This is a genomic window from Mesorhizobium oxytropidicola (genome assembly GCF_056174625.1).
The window spans coordinates 3,371,194-3,392,698 of the sequence record NZ_CM149692.1 but is presented as its reverse complement, the minus strand read 5'-3'; the positions used below and the strand labels follow the sequence as shown (position 1 = coordinate 3,392,698).

The 21,505-nt window shown below is 63.6% G+C and carries 21 protein-coding genes and 3 pseudogenes; 4 read left to right on the top strand and 20 right to left on the bottom strand.

Going from position 1 to position 21,505, the window contains the following annotated elements:
- Window positions 1–55 precede the first annotated feature (55 nt).
- The 6 genes from AC0V8S_RS16995 to AC0V8S_RS16970 form a co-directional block, all read right to left on the bottom strand.
- On the bottom strand, window positions 56–1,141 hold the full coding sequence (locus AC0V8S_RS16995) for a Gfo/Idh/MocA family protein (RefSeq protein ID WP_475438445.1): 1,086 nt from the start codon (window positions 1,139–1,141) through the stop codon (window positions 56–58).
- 35 nt (window positions 1,142–1,176) lie between these two features.
- The gene (locus AC0V8S_RS16990; protein ID WP_475438444.1) at window positions 1,177–2,238 is read right to left on the bottom strand and encodes an ABC transporter ATP-binding protein; all 1,062 of its coding nucleotides are present in this window, start codon (window positions 2,236–2,238) and stop codon (window positions 1,177–1,179) included.
- 1 nt (window position 2,239) lies between these two features.
- On the bottom strand, window positions 2,240–3,328 hold the full coding sequence (locus AC0V8S_RS16985) for an ABC transporter ATP-binding protein (RefSeq protein ID WP_475438443.1): 1,089 nt from the start codon (window positions 3,326–3,328) through the stop codon (window positions 2,240–2,242).
- A complete protein-coding gene (locus tag AC0V8S_RS16980; RefSeq protein WP_475438442.1) occupies window positions 3,325–4,281 on the bottom strand; it encodes a carbohydrate ABC transporter permease in 957 nt (318 codons plus the stop codon). Before AC0V8S_RS16980 ends, AC0V8S_RS16985 begins: the two co-directional genes overlap by 4 nt.
- Window positions 4,278–5,138 (bottom strand): carbohydrate ABC transporter permease, encoded by an 861-nt coding sequence (locus AC0V8S_RS16975; protein ID WP_115144189.1) that lies wholly within the window; start codon window positions 5,136–5,138, stop codon window positions 4,278–4,280. Before AC0V8S_RS16975 ends, AC0V8S_RS16980 begins: the two co-directional genes overlap by 4 nt.
- An 82-nt stretch (window positions 5,139–5,220) precedes the next feature.
- Entirely contained in the window at window positions 5,221–6,834 is a 1,614-nt protein-coding gene (locus tag AC0V8S_RS16970; protein WP_475438441.1) for an extracellular solute-binding protein, read from the bottom strand.
- Window positions 6,835–7,190: 356 nt separating this feature from the next.
- On the opposite strand from AC0V8S_RS16970, the gene AC0V8S_RS16965 reads away from it, so the two are divergent.
- A complete protein-coding gene (locus AC0V8S_RS16965) occupies window positions 7,191–8,219 on the top strand; it encodes a LacI family DNA-binding transcriptional regulator (RefSeq protein WP_475438440.1) in 1,029 nt (342 codons plus the stop codon).
- Here the strand turns inward: AC0V8S_RS16965 and AC0V8S_RS16960 are convergent.
- The 9 genes and pseudogenes from AC0V8S_RS16960 to AC0V8S_RS16920 form a co-directional block, all read right to left on the bottom strand.
- Window positions 8,194–8,672 (bottom strand): annotated as a pseudogene (locus AC0V8S_RS16960) (aconitase X swivel domain-containing protein). The gene AC0V8S_RS16965 and the pseudogene AC0V8S_RS16960 sit on opposite strands and share 26 nt — an antisense overlap.
- A complete protein-coding gene (locus tag AC0V8S_RS16955) occupies window positions 8,669–9,919 on the bottom strand; it encodes an aconitase X (protein ID WP_475438439.1) in 1,251 nt (416 codons plus the stop codon). Before AC0V8S_RS16955 ends, AC0V8S_RS16960 begins: the two are co-directional and overlap by 4 nt.
- Window positions 9,920–9,991: 72 nt before the next feature.
- The gene (locus tag AC0V8S_RS16950; RefSeq protein ID WP_475438438.1) at window positions 9,992–11,056 is read right to left on the bottom strand and encodes an ABC transporter ATP-binding protein; all 1,065 of its coding nucleotides are present in this window, start codon (window positions 11,054–11,056) and stop codon (window positions 9,992–9,994) included.
- Window positions 11,056–11,844, bottom strand: a complete 789-nt coding sequence (locus tag AC0V8S_RS16945) for an ABC transporter permease (protein WP_475438437.1) — start codon at window positions 11,842–11,844, stop codon at window positions 11,056–11,058. The genes AC0V8S_RS16950 and AC0V8S_RS16945 overlap by 1 nt, the downstream gene beginning before the upstream one ends.
- Complete coding sequence (locus AC0V8S_RS16940) at window positions 11,844–12,713, bottom strand: ABC transporter permease (RefSeq protein ID WP_475438436.1); 870 nt, start codon at window positions 12,711–12,713, stop codon at window positions 11,844–11,846. Before AC0V8S_RS16940 ends, AC0V8S_RS16945 begins: the two co-directional genes overlap by 1 nt.
- A 69-nt stretch (window positions 12,714–12,782) precedes the next feature.
- Window positions 12,783–13,844, bottom strand: coding sequence for an ABC transporter substrate-binding protein (locus AC0V8S_RS16935; RefSeq protein ID WP_475438435.1), 1,062 nt, complete (start codon window positions 13,842–13,844; stop codon window positions 12,783–12,785).
- A gap of 38 nt (window positions 13,845–13,882) precedes the next feature.
- A pseudogene (locus AC0V8S_RS16930) lies at window positions 13,883–14,859 on the bottom strand (PfkB family carbohydrate kinase).
- Window positions 14,856–15,899: an ADP-ribosylglycohydrolase family protein gene (locus AC0V8S_RS16925; protein WP_475438434.1), complete on the bottom strand. Its 1,044-nt coding sequence runs from the start codon at window positions 15,897–15,899 to the stop codon at window positions 14,856–14,858. Before AC0V8S_RS16925 ends, AC0V8S_RS16930 begins: the two are co-directional and overlap by 4 nt.
- A gap of 3 nt (window positions 15,900–15,902) precedes the next feature.
- Complete coding sequence (locus AC0V8S_RS16920) at window positions 15,903–16,628, bottom strand: GntR family transcriptional regulator (RefSeq protein WP_095203906.1); 726 nt, start codon at window positions 16,626–16,628, stop codon at window positions 15,903–15,905.
- A 139-nt stretch (window positions 16,629–16,767) separates the two neighbouring features.
- Here AC0V8S_RS16920 and AC0V8S_RS16915 point away from each other — a divergent pair.
- The 3 genes and pseudogenes from AC0V8S_RS16915 to AC0V8S_RS16905 all read left to right on the top strand — a co-directional run bounded on the left by AC0V8S_RS16915 (window position 16,768) and on the right by AC0V8S_RS16905 (window position 18,704).
- A pseudogene (locus tag AC0V8S_RS16915) lies at window positions 16,768–17,024 on the top strand (hypothetical protein).
- A gap of 131 nt (window positions 17,025–17,155) precedes the next feature.
- Entirely contained in the window at window positions 17,156–17,446 is a 291-nt protein-coding gene (locus tag AC0V8S_RS16910) for a hypothetical protein (RefSeq protein WP_475438433.1), read from the top strand.
- A gap of 187 nt (window positions 17,447–17,633) precedes the next feature.
- A complete protein-coding gene (locus AC0V8S_RS16905) occupies window positions 17,634–18,704 on the top strand; it encodes a sensor histidine kinase (protein ID WP_183461064.1) in 1,071 nt (356 codons plus the stop codon).
- A 6-nt stretch (window positions 18,705–18,710) separates the two neighbouring features.
- Here the strand turns inward: AC0V8S_RS16905 and AC0V8S_RS16900 are convergent, their stop codons facing one another.
- The 5 genes from AC0V8S_RS16900 to AC0V8S_RS16880 form a co-directional block, all read right to left on the bottom strand.
- Window positions 18,711–19,199: a pyridoxamine 5'-phosphate oxidase family protein gene (locus AC0V8S_RS16900; protein ID WP_475438432.1), complete on the bottom strand. Its 489-nt coding sequence runs from the start codon at window positions 19,197–19,199 to the stop codon at window positions 18,711–18,713.
- A gap of 17 nt (window positions 19,200–19,216) precedes the next feature.
- The gene (locus tag AC0V8S_RS16895; protein WP_183461068.1) at window positions 19,217–19,390 is read right to left on the bottom strand and encodes a hypothetical protein; all 174 of its coding nucleotides are present in this window, start codon (window positions 19,388–19,390) and stop codon (window positions 19,217–19,219) included.
- A 273-nt stretch (window positions 19,391–19,663) separates the two neighbouring features.
- Window positions 19,664–19,828 carry a DUF3309 family protein gene (locus AC0V8S_RS16890; RefSeq protein WP_095203871.1) on the bottom strand — a complete coding sequence of 55 codons (165 nt, stop codon included), beginning with the start codon at window positions 19,826–19,828 and terminating at the stop codon, window positions 19,664–19,666.
- A 182-nt stretch (window positions 19,829–20,010) separates the two neighbouring features.
- Complete coding sequence (locus AC0V8S_RS16885; protein WP_183461070.1) at window positions 20,011–20,508, bottom strand: hypothetical protein; 498 nt, start codon at window positions 20,506–20,508, stop codon at window positions 20,011–20,013.
- Window positions 20,509–20,853: 345 nt separating this feature from the next.
- Window positions 20,854–21,501: a hypothetical protein gene (locus tag AC0V8S_RS16880; RefSeq protein WP_183461072.1), complete on the bottom strand. Its 648-nt coding sequence runs from the start codon at window positions 21,499–21,501 to the stop codon at window positions 20,854–20,856.
- Window positions 21,502–21,505: the final 4 nt, after the last annotated feature.

Here is a 21,505-nt window from a genome sequence, read left to right as displayed (position 1 = left end):
GGTGTGAATTCCTCCCTGTAAGCGATTCAGTTGTCTGGTGTTTCGGTTGCGGTGATCAGATAGCGATTTCGGAAAGCTTGACCGTGCGGCCCGACGCCATCGAGCGGTAGCCCGCCTCGACCAGCGCCATGGTCTTGACGTTGTCGGCGACGGAAAGCGCCGGCGGCGTGCCGGTTTTCACCGCGTGCTGCAGCTGCTCCATCACCCCGATGAAGGCATGCGGAAACCACATCGTCTCCCAGCTCGGGCTCACCCACTCACCGCCTGTCGTCTCGGCCGAGGCATAGGTCAGCGTCGAGGCCGCACCTGTCGGCCAGCCGATCGTGCCCTTGGCGACGCCTTTGGTACCATCGACACGCCAGTTGATGTGCTGGTCGTCCTTGTATCCTTCCTGGCGCGGGCCGGACCAGACATCCTCCAGCGATACAGCAAGCACGCCGGACGGAAAGCGCAGTGTCGACACGGTGATGCCGTCCAGATGGTCGAATTTGGTGCGCGGGTCCTTGCGCGTCAGCGTCGTGATCTCGTCGGGATCGCCAAACAGGAAGCGCAGCACATCGAGATGATGCACGCTCATATTGGCGAGCGTCAGCCGGTCGTAATCCTCGAGGAACGTCTGCCAGTGCGGGATGGCATGCATGTCGATCTGCGCGAAGACAATGTCGCCCAGCGCGCCGCTGTCCATGATCTGCTTCAGCACACGCATCGACTGGTCGTAGCGCATGTTCTGGTTGACCGAGAGGATCTTGCCGGCCTTCGCCGCCTCGTCGCGCAGCTTGACGGCTTCCTCGACCGACAGCGCCAAAGGCTTCTGCGCCAGGATCGCCTTGATGTGCTTCTGCTTCAGCGCATGGCGGATCAGCGCTGGCTGCAGGTCGGGCGGAAAGGCAAGGTCGATGATCTCGACAGTCTCGTCCTCGATCAATTGTTCCGGCGTATCGTGCACCGTCGGGATGCCCCAGCGCGTGGCGACCATTTGCGCATTCGCCGGCGTGCGCGAGGCGATCGCTACCACGGGGAAGCCCGCTTCGTGATAGGCGGCCAGATGGCACTCGGCCATGATCATGCCGGCGCCGACGCAGCCGATCCTGTATTCTTTCGTGCGGACCTTCACGTCCGGCTCGAAGCCTTTGGCTGTCATGCTTTCCTCCCGAAACTCTGTCCTCGCGGCCGCAATCATCTCGCCAACGCGCCTCCGCTTTGCCCGAAATAATGCACGCGGGCCGGTTCGCAGGATATCGCCACCATGGCGTCAGGCCTGATGTCAGGCTGGCCGCGCAACAGCGCCTTCAGCCGCGCCTGCCCGGCGGCGAGTGTCACCACGGTGTAGCCGCCGAGCGGCTCGACCTCGAACACCCGCGCCGGGCGGCCCTGGCCCCCATCCGCCCACGGCCTGACCTTGATATCCTCCGGCCTCAGCCCGATCTCGACGGCATCAACGGGAGCAGCCTTGTCGGCAATCCGGATCGCGCCTTCGGCCGCCTCAACGCCGCCCTCGCCCCGGGCGGATTTCAGGATGTTCATGACAGGCGAACCGAGCAGCCGTGCCACATAGGTGCTCGTCGGGCGGTCGTAGATCTCGGTCGGGGCGCCGATCTGCCTGATCCTGCCATTGTCCAGTATGGCGATGCGGTCGGCGATCGACATCGCCTCTTCCTGGTCGTGGGTGACGTAGATCAGCGTCTTGCCGAGCTCGCGCTGGATGCGCTTCAGCTCGACACGCGTCTCCTCGCGCAGCCGCGCATCGAGCGCCGAGATCGGATCGTCCATCAGATAGGCATTGGGGTCGCGCACCAGCGCACGCGCGATCGCCACACGCTGGCGCTCGCCGCCCGAAAGCTGCGCCGGCGGCTTGTGCAGGATGTGGCCGATATGCAGCTTGGCGGCGACATCGGCGACGCGCTTTTTGATCTGGAGTTCGGCAACGCCGCGCTCGACCAGCGGAAAGCGCACATTGTCGAGCGCACTCATATGCGGGAACAGCGCCAGGTTCTGGAACACCATCGCCACATTGCGCTCCGCCGGCGACACCGCGTTGACCGGCTTGCCGCCGATAAGGATTTCGCCGGTGTCCGGCGCCTCCAGTCCGAGCACCAGGCGCAGGATCGTCGACTTGCCCGACAGAGGCGGCCCGAAGAAGCAGAAGAATTCGTTGTCGTTGACGGTGAACGAGGCGTCGTCGACGGCGACTGTGTTGCCGTAGCGCTTGGTCACATTGCGAAAGACGATGTCAGCCATCTCAACCTGCCTTCATCGCAAGGGCGCTGGCGGCGTCGAAGATGCGCACCGACGCCGCCATGGGCGCGACGACCGCGGTTTGCCCGATCGAGAGCCCGACATCATTGTCGAAGACCGCTTTGACCGCTCCCTCGCCCTCACCGAGATGGACGATGGTGCGCGCACCAATGCGCTCGACGAAGGTGACCGGCATGGCCAGCCCGCGCCCGTCCTGCGCCAGCGCCACCTGCTCCGGCCGGAAGCCGTAGAGCACATCGCCGCGTGCACCGCGCAAGGCGGCTGCGAGCTCGTCCGGCAGCGGCGTTACGCCCAACGGGCCGAGATCGACGACCAGCCCACGGTCACTCTCCGCCGGCCGGCCCTTGAGCAGGTTCATGCCCGGCGCGCCGATGAAGCGGGCGACGAAGACATTGGCCGGATTGTTGTAGACTTCGAGCGGCGTGCCGACCTGCTGCAGCACGCCATGGTCGATGACGGCGATGCGGTCGGCCATGGTCATGGCTTCGAGCTGGTCGTGCGTGACATAGACCATGGTCTGCCTGAACTGGCGCTGCAGCTGTTTCAGCTCGGTGCGCATGACGGCGCGGAAAGCGGCGTCGACATTGGACAGCGGCTCGTCGAGCAGGAAGATCGCCGGCTCCATGATCGCCGAGCGGCCGATCGCCACGCGCTGCAAGATGTTGACCGACAGCCGGTCGGCCTTGCGGTCGAGCAGCGGCGTCAGCTGCAGCAGCTCGGCGATGGCGCCGACACGGCGATCGATCTCGGCTTTGGCGGCACCCCGCATCTTTGGCCCGTAGCCGAGGTTCTGGCGGACCGTCATATGGGTGAAGATGGCATAGTTCTGGAAGACGAAGCCGACGCCGCGCCGGCCCATCGGCACGCCGGCCATGTCGCGCTCGCCAAACAGGATCCTGCCGCTGGTCGGCTCCTCCATGCCGGCGATCATGTTCATCGTCGTCGACTTGCCGCAGCCCGAAGGTCCGAGCAGCGCCATGAACTCGCCGTCCGCTATGTCGAGGTCCATGGTCTTCAGCGCGGTGAAGTCGCCGAATGTCTTGGTAAGGTTGCGCAGCTCGATCGCGCTCATGCCGCCACCTCCCTTGCCCGCGCCATGCGCTTCATGGCGAACACGGCGACGATGGAGAGCACGATCAGGATGGCGAGCGCGATCGCCGCGACATAGCCCCAGATCAGGTCCTGCGTGGTGACCTTGTAGATGTAGACGGAGATCGTTTCCGTGGCGACGCCAGGGCCGCCACCGGTCATGATGTAGAGCGTGTCGAAAATCTTGAAGTTCTCGATCACCCTTATCGCCAGCGCGATGATGATGATGGTCTTCATCTTCGGCAGCACGATGGTGACGAAGCGCTGCCAGGGATTGGCGCCGAGCAAGGTCGCGGCCTTGATCTGATCCTCCGGCACGCCGACCAGGCCGGCCAGCAGGATGAGCAACATCAGCGGCGTCCACTGCCAGATGTCGGCGATCATCACCGCGATCAGCGCCAGGGTCGGGTCGGACAGCCAGGCGATGGTGACGGGAGAACCGGTGAGCGATGAGAGGATGTCGTTCACCGGGCCGCCCGACTGGAACAGCATGAAGAACATGTAGCCGGCCACCGCCGGCACCACCATCATCGGCATCAGCAGGATCGAATAGAAGATGCGCTTGCCGGGAAAATCGTCGGCGAACAGCGTCGCCAGTGCGAGGCCCAGCAGGAACTCCGCCGGCACGCAGACGATCATGACGATCGCCGTGCGCTTCAGCGCGCTCCAGAACCGGGCATCGGCGCCAAGATCGGTGTAGTTGGCGAAACTGTTCCACATCTCCCACGCGTTCCACCAGCCGAGGCCCGAAAGCGGCGACCAGTCGGTGACGCTGATGTAGAGCTGCATCAAGAGCGGAAAGGCCGAGATGAACAGCACCAGGACCTGCGCCGGCAGCGTCAGCCGGAAGCCGAGCCGCGCGCCTTCGTCTCGCAGGGCCGGCTTTGTCCGCGCGCCCATCTCGCCCTCCGAAATTGTCGTCATCACCGCGCTCATTGCTTGAGCGCCCCAAAGGTCAGCCCGCGGACCAGATGGCGTTGGATGGCGATGCCCATGATGACGGGCGGCACGGCGGCGATGAGCCCGAGCGCCGCCTTGGCACCATAGAGCTGGCCGGTCATCGAGGACGACAGCGAGGCCATGTAGACCGGGATGGTCACCCATTCGCGCGTCGTCAGAAGCAGCGCGATCAGATAATCTGACCAGTTGAGGATGAAGACGAACAGGGCGGCACTGGCGAGCGGCGCACGCATCATCGGCAGCGTGATGCGGGTGAAGACGCGCAGTCGCGAACAGCCCTCGACCAGAGCGGCTTCCTCGATCTCGCGCGGCATGTCGTCGAAGAAGGTCTTCATCAGCCAGAAGGCGAACGGCAGAGTGACGATGCCGTAGATCAACGCCAGCCCCCACCAGCTGTCGGTGAAGTTCAGGAAGGCCCACATGATCATCACCGGAATCATCACCGCCATCGGCGGAAACAGCCTGAGCTGGATGAGCGCCAGCGGCAGGTTCTGTCCGGAGCCGAAACGCGACAGCCCGTAGGCGGCGGCCGTGCCGGCCGACATGGCGATGGCAGTTCCGAACACCGCCGACAAGAGCGACGACAGGATCGGCTTCAGCGCGGTGCGGTCGAGCGCCACGATCAGATTGTTGGTGGATTCGCCGAAGACGAAGCGGAAATTGCTGAGCGTCGGGTTCTTCGGCCACCATGTCAGGTCGGCACCGGTCGCCGACCATTCGGCGATCGGCTTGAAGGCCATCGACACCATCCACAGGATCGGCACCAGCGTGACCGCCATCGCCGCGAGGATCGCGGCGTAGCGGAATATCTCGAAAGGAACGGAACGCTTCATCTGGCTGCTTTTGCTGGTGGCGTTGAGTGCGGAGGGGAAGAGCAGATGCCCCTCCCCTCCGGCTCTGATCCAGGGAGATGGATCAGCTGATCGGATCGAGAACGGTCGGCCAGGCCTCCTTGTTGGTTCGGATGGCTTCGAGCAGTTTGTCCTCGCCAATGCGCCGGGCGATCTTCTTCCACTCGGTCTCGGTATCGGCCATTGCCTGTTCAGCGGTCTTGGCCTTGGTCAGCGAGGCCATGAGGTTTTCGTCGAGCGCATTGTGGAAGGCGGTGGCACCGGGATAGTTGATGGTCGGCACCGTGCGGGCGACCGTCTCGCGCACCACGTCCATGTGGTAGGCGTGATAGGTCTGCCGCACCAGCGGATCGGAGAAATCCGAAAGCCGGAACGGATCGAGATAGCCGCCGGGGTTGGCGCTCATCCAGGCATAGATGCGAGCCGAGCCCAGCCATTGCAGCAGGAGATAGGCCACCTCAGGGTTTTTCGACTGCGACGAGACCATGCCGGTCAGCGAGAACCACAGCACCGAGCGGCTGATCAGCTTGCCGTCGATCTCGCGGCCGGGCGGCAGCATCGAGCCGATCTTGCCGGTGACCTGGGAATCTTTGTTGCCGGCATTGTCGAGGAATTTCGGCAGGTTGGAGAAGGCGCAGGTCATCGCCGCACCGCCCTTGGCGAAATTGCCGTACTGCTCCGGCCAGCCCCAGGAGATCGCATCCGGCGAGTGATGGACGAGCGAGGCGACATATTCGTTGGTGGCGGCGATGCCATGCTCGGAATTGATCAGCGGCTTGCCGTCGTCACCGAACAGGAACTGGTTGGGCGAGGCCATCGAGACATAGCGCTGGTACCAGTTGGTGTAGCCCCAGCCCTGGTTGCGCAGGTCGGTCGAGCCGAACAGGCCCTTGTCCGGGCGCTGGAAGAAGGCGGCGATATCGCCATGCTGCTTCCAGGTCTTCGGCGGCGCCAGATCGTAGCCGTATTTGTCCTTGAAGGCTTTCTGCTCGGCGGCGTCGCCGAACAAATCGGTGCGGTAGACCCAGGTCTGGAAATCGCCGTCCAGCGACACGCCATAGTTCGAGCCGCGGTATTTGTTAAGCAACGACACACCCTTGGCGCCGTCGACATAGCCGGTCTTGGGATCGTCCCACTCAGGCTTATACTGGGCAACGAAGTCGTCGAGCTTGGCGATGCCACCGGTCTCGGCGAGGTCACCGAGGCGGTTCCATTCGGTCGAATAGATGTCATAGGCCCCACCCTTGGTGGAGATGTCCTGCATCGTCTTGGTGAATTCCTGGCCGTTCGGCAGGCCGACGATTTCGATCGGAATGCCAGTTTCCTTTTCCCACAATTCCTTGATCGACGGCGCGCCGGCCGGGAAAGGCTGCGTCAACTGGCCGATCGAACCGTCCGACAGGCCGAGCACGATCTTCGCCGGCGCTTTGCCGGCGCCCTTCAGCGCCTTGGCCGCCTCGATGGCACGGCCTTCGGGCGTGTCGGCGCCATACTGGTAGCGCTCGGCGCCCTCGAAGCCGGTCGGGCCGCCGATCATGCCCGGCGCCAGTGCGTCGGCGGCATAGGCGCGGCCGGGACGGATGAATTGTGGTGCGATACCGGCCGCGGCCACGAACGCCGCCGCTTTTCCTCCGGACGCCAGCAATCGGCGCCGCGATATGCGGATCAGATCAGACATTGGAATTCCTCCCTCAGGGCTCAATGTTTCCTCCACGAGCCCATGAGGGATATTGACGGCAGGATCGGAAGGCTGTCAACATCATAAATAATCAAAATACCTCACAACATCGCAATGGAGCGAGGAAATGTGTCATACCGGGTCCATATACCGCTCCAGATGCCTCGATTTGATGGGAAATGTGTCTTCCCGTCCCGAAATAGCCGTGCCAGTCGATCTGATTTAGCCCGACGGCTTGCGCTTCGGCCAAGGCCGGATACATCATTTCCCATCAGAATCGCCGATGGTGAAGAGTCGTTGCCGTCAGGCCGGCTGCCGGCATTGCGTGATCCTGATGCGTTGAGGAGATGAAGACGGTGCGTTCCACCCTGACCGACATAGCCCGGGAAGCCGGCGTTTCCGCCGCCACCGTCGACCGCGTGCTCAACAACCGGCCCGGCGTGCGGGCCCGCACGCGCGAAATCGTGCTCGAAATGGCGCAGCGCCTTGGCTACATCGCCGAAAGCCCGAATGGGGCACCGCCGCGCGGCTTGCCAGGCGAGGTCATCCGGCTCGACTTCGCGCTCCCGGCCGGCACCAATTCCTTCATCAAGATGCTGCACCGCCACATCGAGGCGCAGGCCCTGGCGCGCCCCGATCTCGACGTCCACATCGCCACCATAGAAGGCTTCAATCCCGACCGCCTCGCCCGCCTGCTGCAGGAATTGCGCGGGCAGACGCAAGGTGTCGGCGTCATCGCGCTCGACCATCCGACAGTGCGTGAGGCGCTGCGCTCGCTGTCGGCCAACGACGTCAAGGTGGTGACCATCGCCTCCGACATCCTGCATGTGCCGAGGGTGGCCTATATCGGCATCGACAACCGCGCCGCCGGGCGGCTGGCCGGCTATCTGCTCAACCGTTTCATGGGGCCGGAACGCCCCGGCAAGGTCGCGCTGTTCGCCGGCTCGCTGTCCTATCGCGGCCATGAGGAACGCGAGATGGGGTTCCGGCACATACTGACCGAGGAATCCCCCAATCTCGAGATCGTCGAGATGCGCGAAATGCTCGACGACCGCGAAAAGGCCTATTCGGAGGCGTCAGCGCTTCTGGACCGGCACCCCGATCTTGCCGCGATCTACAATGTCGGCGCCGGCAACACCGGCATTGCGCGTGCGCTCAAGGAGCGTGGCCGCGCGCAGTCCATGGTCTTCCTCGGCCATGAAGTGACCGACGGCACCAAGGACCTTCTGCTCGACGGCACGCTCGACGCGGTCATCGACCAGAACCCCCGCGTCGAGGCGCGCGAGGCGCTCAACACGCTGACCCATGCGGTCCGGGGACTACCCTATGAACTGCATCAGCAAAGGCTGCAGGTGATCTTCAAGGAGAACATCCCGGAGATCTGAGCGGCAAGCTCTCTGTTTTAGCTCTGACGATCGCCCGGCCGTCCGCGCCAGTGCCGATCGCTACCCTGTCGCCGGAAACAATCCCCGCAATGTCGCAGACCACCAGCGGCATATGGATGTCGTAGAGAAACTCGGCGACGATGGCGCCCACCGCCAGGATCGGGTCCGGCCGCTCCAGAAGAATGCCGGCCGGCGCTGTACCCCGGCGGATCGCTTCGGCCAGGACAGACGATGAGGAGGACGACCCTCGCCCGCTCGGCATGACCAGGATCTTCCCGCGACATTCTGGCCGAGCCCAGGATGCGAACGGTCAATGATTTCACCGGTCTCGGCGTCGATGCCGCCCCAGAAACTGAGCGGCTGTGAGAACACCAACGCCAGGCCATCGGCCTCCCCGGCTAGTTGGAAAGTGCCCGGCCGTTCGACGACTGCGGTTGCGGCCTCCAGCGTCATGAGGCGCTCCGCACGACATGCCCGACTGCCGCGGAGCGGATGCAATCCTTCATCTCGGCGAAGGCGACGGTCACGCCGATATTGCCCGGCGCATAATGCGCCCACTTGCCGGAATTGGTCATCACCACGCCGTCGAGCAGCTGGAGGATGGAGGTGACATAGGTGCAGGTGTCGGCGACCGGGATCAGGCCGAACGCCTCCATGCCGGCCAGCATGCCTTCCTCCTGCAGCCGCGTCAGCGTCGCGCGACCGGTGTTGACGTAGATCGGGATGCCCCGGCCAGGTGCTGCCTCGCGCAGCAGTGGCAACAGGCGCATCCACTCCTCGTGGGAAAAGTGCGGCGTGCCGAGCGACACGGCCGCCAGCGGCGTGCCGTCAGGCACCATCGACAGCCTTGCCAACGCATGATCGAGATCGGCACGGGTGATGCGGATCGTCTCGTCCGGCGCATGGCCGTGGAACGCGTCGTCGAGTGTTCTGGCCTCCGGCGTGATGCCGACCGCATGGAACAGCGCCACGGCACCGGTTGTCGCGGCGGCCGCGCCCAGCGCCTTCAACTGATCTTCGTCGCGCGGCTGTGGCAGGCCTGATATGACCGGAATGCGGTCACCGCTGGCTTGCCCGACGATCAACCCGACGCCGACGAACAGGCTGTCGCTGGGTTCGGCCTCGGCAATGTCCAGTTCGAACAGGATGCGGCCACGCCGGTTCTGGCTGAGATGCAGGCCCCAGGCCGGCGCGCGTCCGGTCATGGCGCAGCAAAGGTCAATGAAGTCGCCATAACGGTTGGTGCGCGCGCCGATCACCGAATTGGCAAAGACGATGGCGTTGGATTCGCCCCAGGCGATCTGTTGCCCGAATTCAGGCCGAAACCGCGTCTGATACGGCGCGCAAGTGAAGGTCGCCTGGCAGCCAAGTTCCAGATGCGCCTTCATCAGCCGCCGCGCCGGCACTTCTTCCGCCGCCGGCATCTTCACCATGCCGGGATGGATGAGGTCGAACGAGCCGACATTCAGCGTCGTTGGCACCTGCACGCGCCCGCCGCCCTCGACCAGCCGTTCGACGAAATCGAGCCCGGCCTTGCCGTGATAGAGGCAGCCATCGATATGGGCGCCCGTGATGTCGAGCAAGCCCTGCGCGCCGATCGCGTTGGAAAAGGCGACGAGGATTTTCATCGCGGCGGCGACGGATGGGCCTTGCTCGCCGTCGAGCATGGATTGGTCGCGCGCTGTCAGTTCTAGCGTCATCGGAAACTCCGGACTTATGCCCGGCTATGCTGTTCCTTATTGCTTGCTATGTGGCAAGAGCCAGAACGAGGATCAGCTCGCAGCGATCAACACCGTACTCTCCGGCGACCAGCGCAGGACCACATCCTGTCCCTCCGCCAGCCTGTCGGCACCGGTGTTCTGCACGATGACCTTCAATGTCTGGCCGGCACGCTCGACGAAATAGGTGCTGTTGTTGCCGGCGAAGATGCGCTTCGATACCTGACCCTTCAGCGTGTTGGCATTGCCATCCGAGGGCCCCGCATCGGTGCCAATCCGAATCCGCTCGGGCCGCACGGCACAGCTCGCCTTGGCACCGGCGGCAAGCGTCGGGCCTGCGCCAGCGGCAATCGCCGTGCCGTCCGGCAGGCGGATACCGTTGCCGGTCGAGTCGCCGCGAAAAATGTTGGCGTCGCCGAGGAAAGTCGCGGCAAACTCGCTTTTCGGCCGGTCGTAGATTTCCTCCGGCGGCCCCTCCTGCACCAGCCGGCCATCGCGCAGAATGCCGATGCGGTCGCTCATCGTCAGCGCTTCTTCCTGGTCATGGGTGACGAAGATGGTGGTGATGCCGATCTCGCGCTGGATGCGCTTCAATTCGATCTGCATGTCGACGCGCAACGCCTTGTCGAGCGCGCCCAGCGGTTCGTCGAGCAACAGCACGCGCGGCTTGGTGACGATGGCGCGCGCCAAGGCCACACGCTGGCGTTGGCCACCGGAGAGCTGGTGCGGCCGGCGGCCGCCGAGCTTGCCTAACTGCACGAGGTCGAGCGCGCGCTGCACTTCAGTGGCAATCACCGCCTTGGCCTCGCCGCGCACCGACAGGCCGAAGGCGACATTGTCGGCGACGCTCATATTGGGAAACAGCGCATAGTTCTGGAACACCATGCCGATGCGCCGCTTCTCGACCGGCACGCGTTCGACGCTCTCGCCGCCGATGGAAATACGGCCGCTGTCGGGAAAATCGAAACCGGCGATCTGCCGCAGCAGCGTAGTCTTGCCGCTACCCGACGGTCCGAGCAGCGCATAAAAGCCGCCATCGGCGAAATCGATGGAGACATCATCCAGCGCCTTGTGCGCACCAAAACTGCGCGAGACGTTTGATACCTGCACGCCGGCCATTATTTCTCTCCGCCGAATTTGAAGAAGCGCGCCGTCAGCAGCATCAGCGCCATCGACACGACAATGATGATGGTCGAGACCGCATTGATCTCGGGCGTGAACCCTTTGCGGATCGCGGCGTAGATTTCGACCGGCAGGGTCGTCTGGCCGGGCGTCGACAGGAAGTAGGAGACGACGAACTGATCGAACGATACGGCAAACGCAAACAGCCCGCCGGCGATGACGCCCGGCATGATCCAGGGCAGTGTGACGCGCATCGTGACCTGCCATTGGTTGGCGCCGAGCGAGCGCGCCGCCTCTTCCAGCTCGGGCGCGAAGGTTTGCAGCCGGGCCGAGACGACGACGATGACATAGGGCAGCGCCAGCGCGACATGGCCGAGCAGGATGGCGAACAGGCCGCGCCCGATGCCGACGCCGAAGAAGAAGATCAGCATCGCCGTGCCGGTGATCAGCCACGGAATGGCGATCGGCGGAAACAGCAGCGCCTGCAGCACTTTCTTGCCGCGGAATTCATAACGATAAAGCGCCAGCGACGCCGCCGAGCCGAGCACCACGCTGATGAGCGTGGTGATGATTGCGATTTCCAGGCTGTTCCAGGTGGCTGATATCAGTTGGTCGTTCTGCCACAGCGAGGCGTACCATTCGGTCGTCCACTCGAACGGCAATTGGTAGAAGGGCGAGACGTTGAACGACATCAGCGCCATGATGATGATGGGCAGATAAAGGAAGGCGAGCAGCAGTCCGATATACAGGCGGCCAAGTCCTTCCAGGATGCGCGTAGTCATCATCACGCAGCCCTCCGCAGCACCGGCGATGCAATCGCCAGGATGACCAGCACCACGGCAAGCAGGATGAAGGAGAGCGCCGCCCCGAGCGGCCAGTTGAACACGGCGACGAACTGGTCCTCGATGACCGTGCCGTAGAAGGTGCCGGTGCGCCCGCCTAGGATGCGCGGTTCCATGAAGGAGCCGACGACGGGTACGAAGATCAGCGCGGCACCCGCAACTAGGCCAGGCATCGACAGCGGAATGATCACCCGCTTCAGCACCTGCAGCCGCGAGGCGCCGAGCGAGCGCCCGGCCTCGATCAGCGAGTCGTCGATGGCTTGCAGCGTGAGATAGCAGGTCAGCACCATGTAGGGCACATAGGAGTGCACCAGCCCGATGATGACGGCGGGATAGGAATACATCAGATCGATGTTGATCTTGAACGGCAGCACCGCGTTGAGCGCCGTGTCGAGGATGCCGCCCTCGCGCAGCACCATTGCCCAGGAGAAGATGCGCACCAGCCCGTTCGACCAGAAGGGCAGGATGACGAGGAGAAAAATCGCCTCGCGGCTGCGCCCCTTCAGCACCTTGGCCAGCACGTAAGCGGCAGGATAGCCGATGACGACGCACCACAGCGTCACCTCGAGGCCGAGGCGCAGCGAGGCGAGCAGCAGGGTCAGGTAGAGGCTTTGCGAGAAGAAGGCGGCGTAGTTGCCAAGCGTGAACGCCCACGGCTTTCCCGACAGCGGCAGCTCGGTCATGAAGGAGAAGAAGACCATGGCCGAGAGTGGTAGGAAGATCGCCACCGTCAGCCAGAGATAGGCCGGTGCCAGCAGCGGCAGCGCCGATCTCAATCCGCTGCGCGATGCGGTCGCGCTCTGTGCTGCCATGCCACCCTCCTCCTCCCCAGGATTGAAGGGCCAGCCGGCGCGAACCGCCGGCTGGTCCGGACGCGCGTATTACTTCACGTCGACCTTGAGCTGCTGCCAGAGCGCCAGATAGGCCTCGCGCTGGGCATCGGTGATCGGTGCCTGGAACTGGATGCGCTTGGCGACCTCGGGATCACCCATCACCTTGCGATTGAAGGCGTCCTCGGGCAGTGCTTCGACCGCCTTGGTGTTGGCCGAGACCGGGGCGCCGACCTTGGTGACCCATTCGACATAGAATTTCGGGTCGATCATCCAGTTGATGAAGGCCTGCGCGCCTTCGACATTCTTGGAGCCGACGGGAATGGAGAAGGCATCCAGCCAGGCGACGGCGCCCTCCTGCGGAATGACCAGCGACACCGGCAGCTTGAAGTGCGTCTTGGCGCGGTCGGCCGAGCCGCTCCAATAGGTGCCGATGTCGATCTGGTTGGAGGCGACCATCTGGTTCCAGTCGTTCTCCGAACTCCAGAAGGTCTTGATCTGCGGCATCAGCGAGGTGAGCTTCGTCTTGACCGCATCCATATCCTTGATGTCGTTGATGTTCTGGCCGGTGGCGATGGCGCCGAACTGCACCGCCTCGACGGCATCGTCGCGAATGACGACGCGGCCCTTATGCGCGGGATCCCACATTTCGGCGATCGACGTCGGCGGCTTGTCGAAGGACTTTTCGTTGATGGCGAGCGCGGTCAGCCCCCACACCCACGGCACGCCATAGACCTTGCCGTCATGGTCGAGCATCGGCGAGCCGGCCTTGTCCTTGCTGATGTCGGCATAGTTCGGCAGCTTCGACACATCGATCGGCTGGATCAGTTTTTCCGCCATCGCCTGGTCGTTGAAGGCGGCGTTGATCATGACGACGTCGTAGAGGCCGGGATTGGTCCGGATCTTGGTCAGCATTTCCTGTTCGGAATTGAAGAAGTCGTTGACGACCTTGTTGCCGGTCGCCTTCTCGAAAGCCGCTACGGCCCACGGCTCGTCGGCGCCGTAGCCCTTCCAGTTGAGCACATGCACTTCGGCGGCACTGGCGGCCAGCGTGAGTGCGGTGGTGAAGACGGCGGTCGCCGTCAAGAGAGCAGTCAGTCTTGGCATGCGCATGTTGGTTCCTCTCTTTGTTTGCCCGCTTCCCGGGCTTGTCAGGCTGTCTGATGGGCCTTCTTTGTCTGGCCCGGCGCGCCGGTCGCGGCGGCCTGGCTCAGGAAAGTCTGGATTTCCGCATCGGTCGGCGCCGATGAACCGCCATGGCGGGTCACCGAAACGGCCGCCGCCGCATTGGCGTAGCGCGCTGCTTCAAAGGGCTGCACGCCCCGCGCCAGCGCACTGACGAAAGCGCCGATATGGGTGTCGCCGGCGCCGTTGGTGTCGATGGCGTCGACCTTGAACCCGGCAATGGTCTGCGCCGTGGCGTCGGCCAGCCTGATATGGCAGCCCTTGGCGGCGCTGCGGATGACGACACCGGCGGCCTGCGGGCAATGCTCTGCAAGCAGCCGCGCCGCGAGGCTCTCGACATCACCAGGGCCGGCAATCTCAGCGGCTTCGGTCGCGTTGCAGCTCAGCCATGTGGTGCGGCCAGCACCCGCGTCAGGATGGCACGCGGAATATCCGAAATGACAGGAGTTGGGTCGAAGACAAAGGGAATGTTTGCCGGCAGCGCCTCGATCCAGTCGGTGAGCGCGTCGCGGCTGCCGGGATAGCTCAGCGTATAGCCTGACGTGAACACCCAATCGCCCGACGCGACCGACACCGGCACCATCATGGCGAGGCTGAGCACGCTTTCGGCACCGGGCCACGAGACGAAAGTACGTTCAGCATCGCTCGAGATCATGGCGACGCAATTGCCGCTGTCCATGGCGGTCGATGGAGGTGTCAGCGTCTCTATGCCCTCGGCGGCGAGAGCGGCGCGCAGGAAATCGCCATTCGGCCCGCTGCCGAGCTGGCCGCCGAACACCACCTTCATACCGGTGCGGCTGGCTGCGACCATCATGTTGAAGCCGCCACCGGCGACCTGGGCAAAGCTCGATGCCGTCTTCTCGGTGCCCGGCGCCGGCAAGGCGTCGATGCGGTAGACATAGTCGACCACCGCGCTGCCTATATGGACGAGACGCCCGCTCATGCCGCCGCGTCCTTGCCGGAACCGGTTTTTGGCGCAAGGCCTTTGGACGTCCGCGCCTCAACCAGATCAGCGGCCAGCGCCTGAACCTCCGCCATGTCGATGCCCTTGAGGCCGTCGACGCGTTCCCTTGGCAACTGCGAAAAACCGGTACAGGCTCCGGCCATGCCGGCCGCGATGGCGCCGATCGTGTCGGTGTCGCCGCCGAGATTGGCGCTGATGATAGCCGCCTGCCAGGGATCGCCGCCGGCCATCTCCAGCACCGCGAAGGCCGCCGGAACCGATTCCTGGCTGGCGACGCCGGTGCCGACCAGATCGGTGATCAGCCGGATTGCATCCCTCATCACCTTGCCGCGCACCAGGTCCTGCGCCCAGACGATCCGCGCGGCGATGTCGCCGCCGGTCACCCAATGGCCAAGCGTCGCCCCTCGCCGCGCCGCGGCGACGGCGCTGCCGGACGCGGCGCGCCAGTCCCCCCCGGCAACGCCGCGGCTGACGGCGGCCGCAACCGCCGCGGCCGAGGCAATGGCGATCGAGGTGTTGTGCGTTGCCCGACAGGTCTCTGCCACCTTGGCGACGAATGCGTCGAGCGGCTCCAGCGGCATCATGATGCCGACCGGCGCGATGCGCATCGCCGCGCCATTGGTGTCGCCGCTACGCCCTGCTTCCTCGGCCGGCACGCCATTGTTGATGGCGTCGATGGCGCGCTTGGTCGAAGGACCCAGCAGATCGTAGCTGCCGCGCGCCTTGACCTCGCGCTCCCAGTCGAGCAGCGCATTGACCCAGCGCGTGTGGTCAAAGCGCTCGCCGGACTCGACCAGGATGCGGCCGAGCAGCAGCGCCTGTTCGGTATCGTCGGTGATGGTGCCGGCCGCGAGACCCTTCGACACCGGATGATCGGCGAAGGGCGCGACGAAATCCTCGACATGGCCGTAGAGTTCGGCAATGCGGGCCGGCGACAAGAGCTGCGTCGGCATGCCGAGCGCGTCTCCCAGCGCTCCGCCGACAAGCGCGCCCATGGCGAGATCAAGCGTGTCCGGCATCGCTCAGAACCTCATATGCAGCGCGAAATGCGCGGGATTGAGCAGGCTGGTGACATATTCGATCGGCCGGTCGTCGGCCGCACGCGTCAGCCGGCGTCCGCGCAGGAAGGGCGTGCCTTGCGGGCAACCGAGGATGGCCGCATCCTCGGCGTTGAGCATCTCGATGCCGACCCATTCCTCGCCATGATCGGGGATGAGGCCGGCACCGCGCAGCGTCTGGTGCAGCGACCCTTCGCGCAGGCCACGCAGCGGCACATCCTCCAGCTCCGGCGACAGCGGCAGGCGGCTGCGCTCGATGGAGATCGCATGACCATCGCTGGCATTGGTGCGCACCCGGTCGACGGCGATGAAGAACGGACTTTCGATCTCCAGCAAGGCAGCGAGATCAGCGTCTTCGATGACCTCCAGCCGCAGCGTCCTTGTCTCGGCATTGGCGCCGGCATTGGCAAGCGCCCGTGACCAGCCGATCGAATCGTCGACCGGCTTGCCGTCGAAGGTGACGAAGGAGCCGATGCCGACCTTGGTGGTGATCAGCCCGCGGCTGGACAGTTCCTCGAGGCCCTTGCGGACCGTGTTGCGGCTGACGGAGAAGCGTTGGACGAGCTCGTTCTCGCTTTGCAGGCGGTCACCGAAGCCGAGCACGCCGGAGCGGATTTCATGCTCCAGAACGGTCGCGATCTGCTCAGGCTTGCCCGTGCCGGGAGACAGTTGAACCGCGCGTCGCTTCATATGCATACCTGTTCAGTGAACCTGTATAGTCCTGTTCAATATATGGCGACAAAGCCCATGTCAATGCGATACCAAGACAGGTCAAAAAGCCCGCAGTGGGTTCCTGACAGTGTGGTAGGTTCCGCGTTGAAGGAGCAACATGTCCCATTCAACAGAGCATAAGAATCCCAAGCTGATCGTGGTGGTCGCGTTCGATCGCGGCGAGGACGGTGAATTGTTTGCGGCCTTCGGCCCAGCCGACCAGCAGAGCGAGGACCGCGCCATACGCACCGCCAGGGCTCTGGCGGCAAAACATGTCGGCGTCATCGCCTGGAGCCGCGATGCCGACCCGACACTTGGCGACTACGGCCCGCCGACACGCTGTTTGTCAGCGGCGAAGTGCCGGATATGGAGTAGCCGGCCGCCTTGGCCGGATCGAGAAAATAAAAAAAATTTTAATTTATGTTCACATAGAGGAACGGTTTGCTCTCGATGCCGTTTGTCTGCAGGTCGTTTATTCCAATGACCTCTACGAAAGGAATTCCCCGATGAACTTCAAGATGCTCACGATGGGCGCGATGGCGCTTGCAATGATGACCGGTTCAGCGCTGGCCGCTGCCAACGGCACCTCCGCGCTCGACAATCCGGAAAAGATGGCGCCTTTCTATACGGACTCCGGCATGAAGACGATGAAGTCCGAAAAGGAATTCAAGACCGCCTGGATGGCCATGAAGGAAGAAGACCGAGCAGGCATGACGAAGGAATGCGGCGACAAGGCCCTCGCCAAGTCGCATGACGATTTCTGCAAGATGACCAAGCAGCTCGGCGGCGCGAACTGACGCACCGCGATTTGGGCGAAGGCCTGAATGGAACAACTGGACGAAGGCGGGCCGAGTGCCCGCCTTTTCCGTGACAATACGGGACATCACGTCATCGTGGCCGGCGATTCACTTCGCGACAACGGCGCGGCAAAGGTGTAACATCAATACCCAGAGTGGCAGAACGCCGCTCGTCTGGCTTTTGCCCATGTTTCAACCCATCGCGAATATCGAGGATGCGCAGACGCTGGCGCAGGCGATCGTCAACACTATCACCGAGCCGTTCCTGGTCCTCGATGAGAAATTTCGCGTGCTGGCCGCCAGCCGCTCCTTCTACAAGACATTCGAAGTCGACCCCGCGCAAACCCAGGGCTCGCTGCTCTACGCGCTCGGCGACGGCCAGTGGGATATTCCGGCCCTTCGCCTGCTGCTGGAGACGATCATTCCCGAGAAGACCGCCATGGACGGCTTCGAGGTCGAGCATGATTTCCCGCGGATCGGCCGCCGCACCATGCTGCTCAATGCCCGCAAGGTGCTTTACGACCACAGTTCAGCGATCACCATCCTTCTCGCCTTCAACGATATCACCGCCCGTCGGGTAATCGAGAGAGAGAAAGAGGAACTGCTCAAGCGCACCGAAGATCTGCTCAACCAGAAAGACGTGCTGTTGCGCGAAATGGAGCACCGGGTTGCCAACAGCCTGCAAATCATCGCCAGCATCCTGCTGCTGAAGGCGCGCTCGGTCACTTCGGAAGAGACGCGCCAGCATCTCAGGGACGCCCATCAACGCGTCCTGTCCGTGGCCGAAGTGCAGCGCCATCTCCACACCTCGGTCGGCATCGACGAGATCGATGTCGGCTCCTACCTTTCGAAACTGTGCGGCAGCCTCGCCACTTCGATGGTTGGCGAGGCCCAGCCGATCGAAGTCACCGTTACGACCGAAGGCGGCAGGATGGATTCGCAAAAGGCAGTCAGCCTCGGACTGATCGTCACCGAACTGGTGCTCAACGCCATCAAATATGCCTTCCCCAAGGAAAAGGACGGTGCTCGGATCCAGGTGAGCTACGAGACCGCGGGCAGCGACTGGAAACTGACGGTTTCGGACAATGGCGTCGGCAAGATCGCCAACGACGTGCCGGCCACCGGCCTTGGAACAGCCATCGTGGAGGCGCTGGTGAAACAGCTCGAAGCCAAGGTGGAAGTCATCAGCGACAACGACGGCACCAGCGTCTCGGTCACCCGGGCAACGTTCACCTCACGGGTGCCGCGCGCGGCGTAAGAACCGCTACCACGAGGCCTGCCTTCCCGACATCGCCTCGATCCTGATCTGATAGAAGAGATGGCTGCCCGAGGGCGAGAGGGCATCGCCAGGCTTCAGTGCTCCCGGCTCCCACCAGTTCGCATGCGTGGCAAGAAGCGACCAGGCAAGCTTGCGGTCGCCATCGACCGGAGCGGTCATCCTTTCGACGCTGGTCCTGCCGGCATCCGGATCAGGCGCTTTGGGCAATTCCTCGAACAGGCCTTCCACCACGACGCTCCTCCAACCATTGACAACACCACCGACATCGTCGACCTGAAGGCAGACATGGGGGTTGGCCCGCATCCAGTCGACTTTCTTGCCGGGAAGCGAGAAACTGAAAATGGAATTCTCGCCGAAGGCGAAATGGACCGGCACCACATAGGGTTTGTGGTCACGCACGCAGGCCAGGCGACCAAGGCGTTGCGTCTTCAAAAGGGCGACGCAGTCCTGCCGCGTCATCTCCTTGATGTTCATCCAATCCCTCTTCCTGTTCAGGCCGCGCGATCGATCCGGCGTATGACCTTGATAGCCTCTGCTTCCGCGATGCCGATCAAGGCGTCTATGCCCTGGATGGTCTCGATATGGCCGCGAGCCGCCACCATCCGCCGCAGGACATGAAGATCATCGCGAATTTCGCAGAGTGTCGTTCTGAGTGTTGCGGGCATTGGGTAGCCTTCCGCAAACTCAACTGTCTCGACGCAAGCCGGTTCCCTCGGATTCAACGCAAAAGCCCGCTCCGGTATACCGGGGCGGGCCTTGGAGGAGGATGAAGGGGTGGGACCCTCTCCTCTTGTTTCCACGGGGGGTGTGGACCGAAATCAACATACTCGAGTCCCGCGGAATGGCGGATCACAAGCCGGCTTGCTTTCATCACGATCCGGTGCGCTCCCTTTGTTTGGCAGTCACGAGATCGCGATTATCCGAAGCCTTGCGAGCTCCTAAATCCGCCCTAGCACGACAAGGACGATGAGGATCAGCAGCACAAGCCCGAGCCCGCCGCCGCCATAGTAGCCCGTTCCATAGAAAGGTCCGCCGCCGAGCCCGCTGAAGCCGCCCAGCAGCGCAATGACAAGGATGATGATGAGTATGGTGCCTAAGCTCATGGTTCCCGCTCCCGTTGGGCGCTGATGCGCCGGTTTGAGCACCGTCGCATGCGGTGTTTCGAAGACGAGAACGTTCGAGCGGCCTTACCGTTCCGCGTGACGGCGCGTGATCGCGAAGAAGATCCGCCGGCAAATTAAAAGGGCCCGCCACCTTACGGCAGCGGGCCCTGACATTTCCTGCTCTAGCGGCGCGAGATCAGCAGGCATAGCTGACGCAGATCGCGATCGTAGCTGCCCGAACTGGCCAGCACGTCGGCGCAGCGCTTCTTCATCCGCGCCACCTGGCTGTCGGACATGTCGGCGACGACGCCTGACAGGCTGGAATTTGACAGACTGCTGGGCGTTGCCCCACCAATGCCCGCGACGCCGGTGCCAACACCGACACCATTTTGACCACCAACCGTGGCACCGAGCCCTGCTGTGCCGCCGCCGCTGCCGCCAATGCTTGCTCCGGCGCCCGCATTGGCACCAGTGCCGCCGCCGATCGATGCCCCGGCGCCGCCATTGACGCCATTGCCCCCGCCGACTGAAGCACCGGCGCCGGCATTGACACCGCCACTGCCGCCGACCGAAGCGCCGGCGCCAACGCCGATTCCGGCAGCGAGGGCCGGCATGCATAGAGCGGCCACGACTGCGCCGCCCGCGAGGATTGTGGAAAGTCTTTTCGTGATGCCAAACATGGCTGTCTCCTTGGGTTGTCTCGAACAACCGGACTTCAAAACCGGCTGTATCACCAACCCGAGCCTCTATCATTGGTTGCTAAAGTACGGTGAGCAACCAGCGGTATAGTTACCCGTGTACCGGCCAATTCAAGACAACTGGACAATTGGGGAGATGTTGATCGGAAATTGGCGCAGAGTTCTTCGCCTGGAAGCCTGAAAGCGGCCCCTGAGCGTCGACGTTACGAACGCGCTCCACAGCAGGAAGCCCGCCTGGGTGGCGGGCTTCCGACCGGCCGGAGGCCAGGAGAGTGCTATCAAAGCCTCACGGCTGGCTGTGCACTTCCACTCCTGGCGGTCTTGGCTTCAGCGGCGGGCGATCAGCAGGCAGAGCTGACGCAGGTCGCGATCATAGGTACCTTCGTTGCCGAGCACGTCGACGCAGCGCTTCTTCATGCGCGCCACCTGGCTGTTCGACATGTCGGCAACGATGCCCTGCAGCTTGGGATTGTTCGGATTGCTGGGGTTTGAGAGATTGCTCGGATTGCTACTCACGCCCACGCCGCTCGTGTCGCCAACATTGGCGTTGAGCCCGGCGGCGACGCCGGTCGAATCGCCGATATTGGCGCCCACCCCGGCATTGATGCCGTTGCTGTCGCCAACGGATGCACCGAGCCCGGCGGTAACGCCGCCCGTACCGCCGACATTGGCGCCGGCGCCGGCATTGATGCCGTTGCTGCCGCCGACGGAGGCGCCCAATCCGGCGCTGACGCCGCTCGAGCCGCCGATATTGGCCCCGGCTCCGGCATTGACGCCATTGCTGCCGCCGACATTGGCACCGGCTCCGGCATTGATGCCACCGCTGCCGCCGATGGAGGCACCGACGCCGGCATTGACGCCGCCGCTACCGCCAACCGAGGCACCGACACCGGCTGCGCTTGCCGGCATGGAAAGAACGAAGACTATTGCACTACCTGCCAACACACTGGCGACTGTTTTGATGGTAAAAGTCATAACA

Excerpts from the sequence above, each read along its gene's own strand:
- AC0V8S_RS16885 (WP_183461070.1), bottom strand. The coding sequence starts at position 20,508 with ATGTTTGGCATCACGAAAAGACTTTCCACAATCCTCGCGGGCGGCGCA.
- AC0V8S_RS16995 (WP_475438445.1), bottom strand. The coding sequence starts at position 1,141 with ATGACAGCCAAAGGCTTCGAGCCGGACGTGAAGGTCCGCACGAAAGAA.
- AC0V8S_RS16945 (WP_475438437.1), bottom strand. The coding sequence starts at position 11,844 with ATGATGACTACGCGCATCCTGGAAGGACTTGGCCGCCTGTATATCGGA.
- AC0V8S_RS16880 (WP_183461072.1), bottom strand. The coding sequence starts at position 21,501 with ATGACTTTTACCATCAAAACAGTCGCCAGTGTGTTGGCAGGTAGTGCA.
- AC0V8S_RS16910 (WP_475438433.1), top strand. The coding sequence starts at position 17,156 with ATGAACTTCAAGATGCTCACGATGGGCGCGATGGCGCTTGCAATGATG.
- AC0V8S_RS16905 (WP_183461064.1), top strand. The coding sequence starts at position 17,634 with ATGTTTCAACCCATCGCGAATATCGAGGATGCGCAGACGCTGGCGCAG.
- AC0V8S_RS16925 (WP_475438434.1), bottom strand. The coding sequence starts at position 15,899 with ATGCCGGACACGCTTGATCTCGCCATGGGCGCGCTTGTCGGCGGAGCG.
- AC0V8S_RS16920 (WP_095203906.1), bottom strand. The coding sequence starts at position 16,628 with ATGAAGCGACGCGCGGTTCAACTGTCTCCCGGCACGGGCAAGCCTGAG.
- AC0V8S_RS16980 (WP_475438442.1), bottom strand. The coding sequence starts at position 4,281 with ATGAGCGCGGTGATGACGACAATTTCGGAGGGCGAGATGGGCGCGCGG.
- AC0V8S_RS16935 (WP_475438435.1), bottom strand. The coding sequence starts at position 13,844 with ATGCGCATGCCAAGACTGACTGCTCTCTTGACGGCGACCGCCGTCTTC.
- AC0V8S_RS16955 (WP_475438439.1), bottom strand. The coding sequence starts at position 9,919 with ATGACGCTAGAACTGACAGCGCGCGACCAATCCATGCTCGACGGCGAG.
- AC0V8S_RS16950 (WP_475438438.1), bottom strand. The coding sequence starts at position 11,056 with ATGGCCGGCGTGCAGGTATCAAACGTCTCGCGCAGTTTTGGTGCGCAC.
- AC0V8S_RS16985 (WP_475438443.1), bottom strand. The coding sequence starts at position 3,328 with ATGAGCGCGATCGAGCTGCGCAACCTTACCAAGACATTCGGCGACTTC.
- AC0V8S_RS16940 (WP_475438436.1), bottom strand. The coding sequence starts at position 12,713 with ATGGCAGCACAGAGCGCGACCGCATCGCGCAGCGGATTGAGATCGGCG.
- AC0V8S_RS16990 (WP_475438444.1), bottom strand. The coding sequence starts at position 2,238 with ATGGCTGACATCGTCTTTCGCAATGTGACCAAGCGCTACGGCAACACA.
- AC0V8S_RS16890 (WP_095203871.1), bottom strand. The coding sequence starts at position 19,828 with ATGAGCTTAGGCACCATACTCATCATCATCCTTGTCATTGCGCTGCTG.
- AC0V8S_RS16970 (WP_475438441.1), bottom strand. The coding sequence starts at position 6,834 with ATGTCTGATCTGATCCGCATATCGCGGCGCCGATTGCTGGCGTCCGGA.
- AC0V8S_RS16975 (WP_115144189.1), bottom strand. The coding sequence starts at position 5,138 with ATGAAGCGTTCCGTTCCTTTCGAGATATTCCGCTACGCCGCGATCCTC.
- AC0V8S_RS16895 (WP_183461068.1), bottom strand. The coding sequence starts at position 19,390 with ATGCCCGCAACACTCAGAACGACACTCTGCGAAATTCGCGATGATCTT.
- AC0V8S_RS16900 (WP_475438432.1), bottom strand. The coding sequence starts at position 19,199 with ATGAACATCAAGGAGATGACGCGGCAGGACTGCGTCGCCCTTTTGAAG.